Genomic DNA, 8,762 nt, shown 5'->3' on the forward strand with positions numbered 1-8,762 from the left:
GTAACATCCCGTCCGTCGATCGGCCACTTTCGACGGCCGGGGCGGTATGGTCGGGGCCGTGCATCGCGTCGCCTGGGCGCTCGCCGGAGCCGCCGTCGTAGTCTGTGCGCTGTCGGCCGTCCTCGACCGGCCGTGGTCCACCCTGGCCGCGCTCGCGGCCGTCGTCATGCTCGGGGTCGGGCTCGCCCTCGCCTACGTCAACGGGCGGAGCATCCAGGGGCAGTGGGAGCGCAGCGGCGTCAAGGCCGAGTTCGTCGTCGAGCGGGCCGTCGCCGAGTTCAGCGACGACGGGCACACCCGCTTCAGCATCCACGGGCGGGTCGACGGCGGGCCGAGCCGGCGGTACGAGGCCTTCGTGCGCATCCCGGACGCCGGGATCGTCACCGACGGCGCGCGGCTCGCCGCGACCGTCCTGGCGGCCGACCCGGATGCGGTACGCCTCCACCTGCGGCCGGAAGGGTTCGTCGTGCTGCAGGCGCGGTCATAGGCTCGACGCGTGACGACCCGGCGTGGTTCACCCGAACCGTGACGGCGTTCCTGGGCTGACGGGTAGCGTCGGGGCATGATCCGCAGGAGGGTGCTCGTCTCCGGACGGGTGCAGGGGGTGTACTTCAGGGACACGTGCCGCCGCGTCGCGACGGCGGCAGGCGTCGGCGGGTGGGTGCGGAACCTGGCCGACGGCCGCGTGGAGGCGGTCTTCGAGGGCGCCGACGCCGACGTGGCCCGGATGCTGGACTGGGCCGGCCAGGGCCCCCGGTCGGCCGTCGTCACGGACGTCGCCGTGCACGAGGAGCCGCCCGAGGGCCTGACCGGCTTCACAGTGCGTTAGTCGCGCAGCGCGAGCAGCGCCTCGTCGTCGGCGCCCAACAGGGAGCGCAGCCTGGACAGGCCGCGGGCGCTCTGCGACTTCACCGTCGGGACCGACACGCCCAGCAGGTCGGCGACCGTGTCGATGCTCTGGTCCTCCCAGTACCGCAGCACCAGGATCGCCCGGTCGCGGGCCGGGATCCGGCTCAGCGCCTCGATCAGCGTCAGCCGCAGCTCGGGCTGCCCGCCAGGTGCCGGGCCGTCGGCGACCCGGTCGACGACCACCTCGTGGCTGCTGCTGCGGCGCTGGTGGTCGAGGAACACGCGGAGCAGGACCTTGCGGGCGTAGGCGTCCGGCGAGTCCCGGCGGTGGATCCGTCCCCAGTGGACGAACAGCTTGGCCAGGGCCGTCTGGGTCAGGTCCTGCGCGAGGTGCCAGTCCTGGCAGAGCAGGTAGGCGGTGCGGCGCAGCCGGGGCGCCGCAACGCGGGCGTAGTCGACGAACTCACCGTCCACGCTCATGCGATCTCCGGCAGGTTCGGGAACCGCGCCGCGCCCGCGTCCACGATGGACTTCGCGAGCGTCACGTTCCAGCGCGGGTCGAGGGCGATGCCGGCGGCCTGCTGGACGGTGATCACCGGCGGCGCCGGCGGGTTGCGGGTGCCGTCCCAGGCCAGGCAGCCGGCGATGTTCACCTGCACCCGGATGCCGTCGGCCCGGGTGACCTCGACGACGGCGTGCTGGATGCAGTTGTCGTCGAACTGCCGCACCACGATCTCGCCACCCTGCTCGAGCGGCTGCCGGTAGACCACGCCCTCGTCCGGGGCCGGGCAGGCGTCGAGCCCCATCGTCCGGCAGCGCGCGTCCGCCTCCCCGGTGGGTGCGGTACCGCCGGATCCGATCACCTTGGAGACGTTCACGCGCAGCATGCCCTTGCCGTCGCCGGGGTCGAGGTACGTCTGCACGAGCAGGTCGTCGTTGCCGGCGTAGGCGCCGGTCGGGCCCGCCGGCAGCAGGGACAGCAGCAGCTCCAGGACCCCCTCGGGGGTCGCGGCGACCTGCGGCCCGGTGGCCGGCGCGCCGGCCGGCGGCTGCCAGGGCACGAGCTTCGTCGACGGGTCGAACGACTGGTACACCCGCGGCGACACCGTCTGGCCGGTCGGCCCCGCTCCCGGCGCCGCGACCTGGGGGCCGGGCGCGCCGCCGGCGGCGCCGGACGCCACTACCGCGGCGATCGCGACGACGGCGAACACGGCCACGGCCACCCCGCCGGTCTGGAACCGGCGAAAGGCGCGCAGCCGGCGGCCCTGCCGCACCGACGCCCCGACGAGGTCGCCGATGGGCGGCTCTGGCTCGGCGGCCAACTCCTCTGCCAGCCGCGACCGGAACTCCTGGTCCACGTCTCCTGCCTCCCTCTCGTACATCGTTGCCGTCATCTGGAACCACGGGCCCGAACGGCGCCCAAGTCGCTGTGACCTGGGTCACATCGGCGTGTTCCGGTTGCTGTCGAAAATGAAAACCGATACCAACAGGGGGTGAAAACTGCCTTCGTCGGCAAGGGCGGCAGCGGAAAGACCACGCTCGCCGCGCTCTTCGCCAGACACCTGCACGGCCGGCCGCTCCTGGCGATCGACGCCGACATCAACCAGCACCTCGCCGCCGCGCTCGGGGCCGGGCCGGCGGCCGCGCTGCCGGCCCTCGGCGCGCACCTCGCCGAGATCAAGGAGTACCTCCGCGGCGACAACCCGCTGATCGCGTCGGCCGAGACCATGCTGAAGACCACGCCGCCCGGGCCCGGCTCGCGCCTGCTGCGGGTGGACGGGGCCAACCCGATCTACGACCGGCTCGTCACCGGCGTCAACGGCGTGCGGCTCGCGGTCACCGGCCCGTTCGCGACCGAGGACCTCGGCGTCGCCTGCTACCACTCCAAGGTCGGCGCGGTCGAGCTGCTGCTCAACCACCTCGTCGACGGCCCCGGCGAGTACGTCGTGGTCGACATGACGGCCGGCGCCGACTCGTTCGCGTCGGGGCTGTTCACCCGGTTCGACCTGACGTTCCTGGTGTGCGAGCCGACCGTGCGCAGCGTCGGCGTCTACCGGCAGTACGTCGGCCACGCCCGCGACCACGGGGTCGCCGTCGCCGTCGTCGGCAACAAGGTGGAGGACGCCGACGACGTGGCGTTCCTGCGCGCCGAGGTCGGCGACGACCTGCTGTGCTGGATCGGCCGGTCGGGCTTCGTCAAGGCCGCTGAGCGCGGCCGGTTCCGACCGATCGAGGAGCTGGAGCCGCAGAACGCGGCGGCGCTCGGCCGCATGCGGGAGGCCCTCGACGCGCGGCCCAAGGACTGGGCCCGCTACGCGGCGCAGGCCGCCGACTTCCACGTCCGCAACGCCGTCGCCTGGGGCAACGACCGCCTCGGCGCGGACCTGACCGACCAGATCGACCCGCTGTTCACCCTGGCCCGTTGAAAGGAACCACCATGTCGCTCAATGTCCCCACCGCCCTGCTGGAGCGCGCCGAGGCCGGCCCGGTCGACGACGCCGAGTTCGTCGCCTGCGTCCGGGAGTCCCTGCCGTACGCCTGGAGCGTCATCAGCGAGGTCGCGTCAGCGGCCGGCGGCGACGGCCACGCCGAGCACGCCGTGCCCCCGCCGAGCGAGGCCGAGCGCGGGCAGCTGCTGCGCGCCCTGGCCAGCGACGCGATCCGCAAGTCGCTCGAACGGCACTTCGGGGTCGTCCTCGCGTTCCAGAACTGCCACCGCGTCGCGGCGTTCACGCCGGATCAGACCACGACCGAGCGGTACCGCGCCTTCACCTCCGTGCGCGGCCAGCTGCTGAACCAGTCCCCGGAGCTGCGCGACTGCTGAGGCCGACTGCCAAGGCCGGCCTAGATCGCGATCCAGGTGGCCCGGGCGGTGGCCAGGCGGTCGCCGCCCGGACCGTACACAGTGGACAGGACGTCGGCCTTGCGGCCCTCGCCGCCGACGTGGCGGCCGAGCACCACGCAGTCGTCGCCGGCCGACGGCAGGGCGTCGACCCAGACCGCCAGGCGGCCCAGCACGTACGGGCGGCCCTCGCTGATCACCGACCAGCCGCCGGGGCAGTCGAGCGCGGCCCACAGCGTCACGGGGCCGGGCTCCCCGGGCCCGTCGGCCACGGTCCACGGCGCGGCGACCCGGCCGTCGCCGACCGGGCCGGGGAAGATGCCCATGCCGTCGCCCCGCGCGTGGCCGCAGACGTAGCAGGTCGGGAACGGGTGGTCGGTGAAGCCCGGGTACGCCTTCGCGGCCTCGGCGGCCTCGTCCGGCGACACCGGCGGTACCGCTGATGGAGCCGGCTCGTCGAGGTGGCGCGCCTCGGCGATCACCGTCTCGCCGTCGAGCGCGCGCACGACCGGGCCGTCGTGGCTGAGGCGGAACTCCACGCCGAGCGGCGGCGGCTTGCGCAGCGTCACCTCGGCCGGGCCGGTGCCGAGCTCGGCGGCGAGCAGGCCGGCCGAGTAGCCGCCGTTGCCGGAGCCGGGCGGGCCGTTGAAGCGCGCGCCGATGATCATCCTGCCTCCTCGAAGCTGTCCTGCGAACGATACGCTGCGCCGATGACCGACTTCCCCCGCTTCACCGTGCCCGGGCAGGTCGCGCTGGTCACCGGGGCGGCCCGCGGGCTCGGCCGGGCCGTCGCGCTGACCCTCGCCGAGGCCGGCGCCGACGTGGCGATCGGCCTGCGCGACCGGACCGCCGACGCCGGCCTGGCCGAGGAGATCGCCGCGCTGGGCCGGCGGGTGCTGCCGCTGCAGATGGACATGACGCGGACCGACGAGGTGCGCGCCGGGGTCGACGCGGTGGTGGCCGAGTTCGGGCGGCTCGACATCCTGGTCAACAACGCCGGCATCGCGCCCGGCAACCCGGCCGAGGACGTCGTCGAGGAGGACTTCGACCACACGCTCGCGGTCAACCTGAAGGGCACGTTCTTCGCCAGCCAGGCGGCCGGGCGGGTGATGATCCGGCAGCGGTACGGGCGGATCGTGAACGTCGGCTCGCAGGCCGGCGCGGTCGCCCTGCCCGGCGAGGCGGTCTACTGCATGACCAAGGCCGCGATCGCGCACCTCACGAAGTGCCTGGCGGTCGAGTGGGGGCCGCACGGCATCACCGTCAACGCGGTGGCGCCCACGTTCGTGCACACGCCCGGCACGCAGGAGTACCTCGCCGACCCCGCCCACCGGGCCGACGTGGTCGAGCGCATCGCCGCGCTGCACCGCATCGGCGAGCCGATGGAGGTGGCCGGCGCGGTGCTGTTCCTGGTCTCGCCGGCCGCGTCGCTGGTCACCGGCGAGGTGATGCTCATCGACGGCGGCTGGACGGCACGCTGATCGTTTGCCGCAGACCTGGCTGATCGCCCGACCCGGTCCGACCCCGCGGGCCATGTGCGGGGCCCCTCGGCGGTGCTATGAACGGCGGATGCTGCCCGGTGGCATGATGCCCGTCACCCAGCTCGTCGCGATGATCCGCAGCTCACCGCCCAAGTCGGCGGCGGGGCTGCTGATGGCCATGCCGGCCGAACGGCTGCCGGTGGTGACCGCGGCGATGCGCCCCGCCGACGTGGCCCGGCTGGTCCCGGCGCTCCGCCCCGAGTCGCAGCGCCAGCTCGTCCACGCCCTCGGCCCCGACCACCTCTTCGAGGTGATTCGCACGGTACCGCTGGAGCAGGCCACCGCCCTGCTCGCGCTCGTGCCGCCCGAGCGCCTGGCGCCGGTCGTCGCCGGCCTGTCCGACAGCGCGCTCGCCGCCCTCCTCGGCAGCCTGCCGGCGGCGGAGCGCCAGCGGATCGAGTCGGTCGCCGACCCGCGCCGCGAGCACCGGGTGCTCGGCCTGGCCTACGGCGACGCGATCGCCCGCGCCCTCGTGCGCGGCAACCTGGAGGTGACCGCCGAGCGGGACACGCTGCTCATCACCAAGGCGCGCTGGCGGGTCGCGGTCGCCGCCCGGCACGGCGACGACGGGCGGGTCGCGGTGCGCGACGCCGAGGACACCGCCTACCGGTGCCGGGCGACGGGGGCGCTCGCGGTGACGGACGTGCCGGCCGCGGACGACGTGCTGCGGTACTGCCGGGAGGCCCGCGAGGACGGCCGGCCGCTGTCGGCGGTGACCTGGGTGGACGAGCGGCACGACGGGAACCTGATCCGGTCGGTGGTCAGCCTGTTCCAGTAGCCCCCGGTGCCTGGCTTCCCGGCGTGATGAGGCCGCTCTCGTAGGCGAAGGCCACCGCCTGCACGCGGTCGCGCAGGTCGAGCTTGGTGAGCATCCGGGACACGTACGTCTTCACCGTGGCCTCGCCGAGGTACAGCTCGGCGGCGATCTCGGCGTTCGACCGCCCCCGCGCGACCAGCCGCAGCACGTCGACCTCGCGCTCGGTGAGATCCTTGAGCCGCTCGGCGGCGCGCGGGTCGGCCCCGGGCGCGGCCGCGAACGACTCGATGACCCGCAGCGTGACGGCAGGGTCGAGCAGCGCCTGCCCGGCCGCCACCGTGCGCACGGCGTGCACCAGCTGCTCGGGCGGGGCCACCTTCAGCAGGAAACCGCTGACGCCGGCCCTCAGCGCCTGCTGTACCGCGGCATCCTCGTCGAACGTGGTCAGGATGACGACCTTGGCCGGCGACTCGGCCAGGATCTGCCGGGCCGCGGTGATCCCGTCGGCGCGGGGCATCCGCACGTCCATGAGGACCACGTCGGGGCTGGTGCGGCGGACCTCGTCGCGGGCCTGGACGCCGTCGGCCGCCTCCCCGACGACCTCGATGTCGGGCTGGTGGTCGAGCAGCATGCGCAGCCCGGCCCGGATCATCGCCTCGTCGTCCGCGATGACGACCCGGATCACCGCTGACCTCCCGGGGTGGGGAACACGGCACGGACGCTGAAGCCGCCGCCCTCGGCCGGGTTCACGTCGAGCGACCCGCCGAAGACCGCGACCCGCTCGCGCATGCCGGCCAGCCCGTGCCCCGCCTGACCGCGTTCCTGCCGGGGTCCCGGCGCGTTCTCCACCGCGATCGTCGTTTCGGTCGCTGTCACGGTGACCTTGACCGTGGTCGTGACCGGGCCGGCGTGCTTCAGCACGTTGGTGAGGGCCTCCTGGAGTACGCGGTACGCGTTGATGTCGACGGCTCGGGGCACCCTCGTGAGGTCGCCGTCGATCGTCAGGTCCACCGGGAGGCCGGCCGCGCGGACGTCGTCGACGAGGTCCCGGGCGCGCGCCAGGGACGGCTGCGGCGCGCTCACCGGCTCGCGCAGGACGCCGACGAGCGCGCGCAGCTCCTGCACCGACTCGCGGCCCAGGCGTTCGACGCCGACCAGCATCTCGGCCTGCGGGGTGCCGGCCGGCAGCGTCGCCCGCACCGCGCCGAGCTGCAGGACCATCACGCTGATCGAGTGTGCCACCGCGTCGTGCATGTCGCGGGCGATCCGCTGCCGCTCCTCGGCGACGACGGCCGCCTCGCGGGCCTCGCGCTCCGCCTCGACGGCCTGCGCCAGGCGGGCCATGAGGTCGGCCCGGTCGCGCAGCCGGCGGGCGAGCAGCCCGACGCCCCAGGCGCCCCAGCACAGCACCCCGAAGAACAGGTTCTCCCAGGCCATGGCGCCGAGGCCGGCCACCGTCGAGCCGGCCGCGCGGCCGGCGACCCAGGTGCCGAGGCTGGCCATGAGCTGGGCGGCGAGCGGTGCCGGCCAGGAGCCCCGGAGTTTCCGGTACCCCGCCCAGCCCGGAGCCAGGAAGAACCCGAACACGGCGGCGCCGGTCGGGCCGTTGAGCCCGCCGACGACGGCGATCGGGAACGCCAGCGCGACGACCGCGCTGCCCACGACCGGGAACCAGCCGGCGAGCACCGCGCCGCCGACGACCGCGGCGAGGGCGGCGGCCGGCGCGGCGGGCGCCGCGGCGAACCCGCTGTCGAGGACGATCTCGACGACCCCGATCACCGCCAGCAGCGCCGCCGTCGCCCAGGGAACGATCATGCGGGACATGGTTGGAATGTAGGCGGCCCGGGTTGACCGGCGGGTCGCCCATACGACGGACAGCGTGACGCCGTCACGTCCGCCGCGCGACGGACGCGCATCGAGACGCGCGCAGGCAGCGCCGGGGGTGCCCGTTTCCATAGCGTTCCTGGCATGACGGTTACCGAAACTCCTCCCGCCTCGCGGGTCTTCTCCTACGCCGCCGGTATCGCGCTCGTCGTGGGTGCCGTGTCCTTCTTCGCCGGGCTGGCGACCTCGCCGCCGCAGGCCGCCGACGACAAGGCCGCGTACCTCCAGTCGCTGGCCGCCGACCCGTTCCAGACCCAGCTCTCGGCGCTGCTCCTGCACTACGGCAACCTGCTGATGGGCGCCGGCCTGCTCGCCCTGCCGTTCCTGGTCCGCGGCCGCAAGGGCTTCGCCCTCACCGCCGTCGGCGCGCTGCTGGGCGCCCTGACCCTGCTGGAGATGTCCGGCGCGCTGCTGTCGGACTGGTTCCACATGGAGATCGGCCGCAACCTGCCGGCGGACCAGGCCGTCGCGCTGTCCGACAAGGTCCTCGCGCACCCGGCGCAGCAGCTGGCGTTCAGCCCCGGGCCGCTGGTGTCGCTCGCGCTGCTGCTGACGTTCGCGGGGCTGGCCCGGGCCGGCGTGCTGGGCTGGTGGACGGTGCCGGCGATCGTGGCGGGGTACGCGGGTCTGCTGCTCCTGCCGTACGACACCCCCATCCTCCCCGCCGTCGGCACCATCCCGATGCTGGCGGTGCTGGTCACGGCCGGTCTCCGCACGTTCGCCCGGGCCCGGCTGCGCCCGGTGGTAGCGATCGCGTAGCCCGCTGCGGCAGTCTGACGCACGACGATCAGCCTTGATGCATCGCGCCTGATGCATCAAGGCTGATCCGTCGTTTCGTATTTATAGGGGTGGTTTCATTAAGTAACCACCCATTTATTATATTAATTAA

12 protein-coding genes are annotated in these 8,762 nt (G+C 74.0%); 7 read left to right on the forward strand and 5 right to left on the reverse strand.

All coding sequences use genetic code 11. The annotated features are described in order from the left end of the window. Nucleotides 1-58 precede the first annotated feature (58 nt). A complete protein-coding gene (locus tag ABZS66_RS28685) occupies nucleotides 59-487 on the forward strand; it encodes a hypothetical protein (RefSeq protein ID WP_354762931.1) in 429 nt (142 codons plus the stop codon). A gap of 75 nt (nucleotides 488-562) precedes the next feature. Beyond that, entirely contained in the window at nucleotides 563-829 is a 267-nt protein-coding gene (locus ABZS66_RS28690; protein ID WP_354762933.1) for an acylphosphatase, read from the forward strand. Here the strand turns inward: ABZS66_RS28690 and ABZS66_RS28695 are convergent. Continuing rightward, complete coding sequence (locus ABZS66_RS28695; RefSeq protein ID WP_354762935.1) at nucleotides 826-1,329, reverse strand: SigE family RNA polymerase sigma factor; 504 nt, start codon at nucleotides 1,327-1,329, stop codon at nucleotides 826-828. The two genes, ABZS66_RS28690 and ABZS66_RS28695, sit on opposite strands and share 4 nt — an antisense overlap. After that, nucleotides 1,326-2,207, reverse strand: coding sequence for a hypothetical protein (locus ABZS66_RS28700; protein WP_354762937.1), 882 nt, complete (start codon nucleotides 2,205-2,207; stop codon nucleotides 1,326-1,328). Before ABZS66_RS28700 ends, ABZS66_RS28695 begins: the two co-directional genes overlap by 4 nt. Nucleotides 2,208-2,342: 135 nt before the next feature. Between ABZS66_RS28700 and ABZS66_RS28705 the strand changes: the two genes are divergently transcribed. Both ABZS66_RS28705 and ABZS66_RS28710 read left to right on the forward strand, forming a co-directional pair. After that, complete coding sequence (locus tag ABZS66_RS28705) at nucleotides 2,343-3,275, forward strand: ATP-binding protein (protein WP_354762939.1); 933 nt, start codon at nucleotides 2,343-2,345, stop codon at nucleotides 3,273-3,275. A gap of 11 nt (nucleotides 3,276-3,286) precedes the next feature. Further along, on the forward strand, nucleotides 3,287-3,673 hold the full coding sequence (locus tag ABZS66_RS28710; protein ID WP_354762941.1) for an SCO5389 family protein: 387 nt from the start codon (nucleotides 3,287-3,289) through the stop codon (nucleotides 3,671-3,673). Between the two features lie 20 nt (nucleotides 3,674-3,693). On the opposite strand, the gene ABZS66_RS28715 is transcribed toward ABZS66_RS28710, so the two are convergent. Next, the gene (locus tag ABZS66_RS28715; RefSeq protein ID WP_354762943.1) at nucleotides 3,694-4,359 is read right to left on the reverse strand and encodes a hypothetical protein; all 666 of its coding nucleotides are present in this window, start codon (nucleotides 4,357-4,359) and stop codon (nucleotides 3,694-3,696) included. Nucleotides 4,360-4,401: 42 nt separating this feature from the next. Between ABZS66_RS28715 and ABZS66_RS28720 the strand changes: the two genes are divergently transcribed. After that, nucleotides 4,402-5,172, forward strand: coding sequence for an SDR family NAD(P)-dependent oxidoreductase (locus ABZS66_RS28720; RefSeq protein WP_354762945.1), 771 nt, complete (start codon nucleotides 4,402-4,404; stop codon nucleotides 5,170-5,172). 88 nt (nucleotides 5,173-5,260) lie between these two features. Then, nucleotides 5,261-6,010, forward strand: a complete 750-nt coding sequence (locus ABZS66_RS28725) for a hypothetical protein (RefSeq protein WP_354762947.1) — start codon at nucleotides 5,261-5,263, stop codon at nucleotides 6,008-6,010. Here ABZS66_RS28725 and ABZS66_RS28730 read toward each other — a convergent pair. Together ABZS66_RS28730 and ABZS66_RS28735 are read right to left on the reverse strand one after the other, a co-directional pair. Further along, on the reverse strand, nucleotides 5,994-6,674 hold the full coding sequence (locus ABZS66_RS28730) for a response regulator transcription factor (protein WP_354762949.1): 681 nt from the start codon (nucleotides 6,672-6,674) through the stop codon (nucleotides 5,994-5,996). The two genes, ABZS66_RS28725 and ABZS66_RS28730, sit on opposite strands and share 17 nt — an antisense overlap. Then, nucleotides 6,671-7,804: a histidine kinase gene (locus ABZS66_RS28735; protein ID WP_354762951.1), complete on the reverse strand. Its 1,134-nt coding sequence runs from the start codon at nucleotides 7,802-7,804 to the stop codon at nucleotides 6,671-6,673. The genes ABZS66_RS28730 and ABZS66_RS28735 overlap by 4 nt, the downstream gene beginning before the upstream one ends. Before the next feature lie 153 nt (nucleotides 7,805-7,957). Here ABZS66_RS28735 and ABZS66_RS28740 point away from each other — a divergent pair, with 153 nt between their 5' ends. Further along, a complete protein-coding gene (locus ABZS66_RS28740) occupies nucleotides 7,958-8,632 on the forward strand; it encodes a hypothetical protein (protein WP_354762953.1) in 675 nt (224 codons plus the stop codon). Nucleotides 8,633-8,762: the final 130 nt, after the last annotated feature.

The organism is Dactylosporangium sp. NPDC005572 (assembly GCF_040605515.1).
GTDB lineage: Bacteria > Actinomycetota > Actinomycetes > Mycobacteriales > Micromonosporaceae > Dactylosporangium.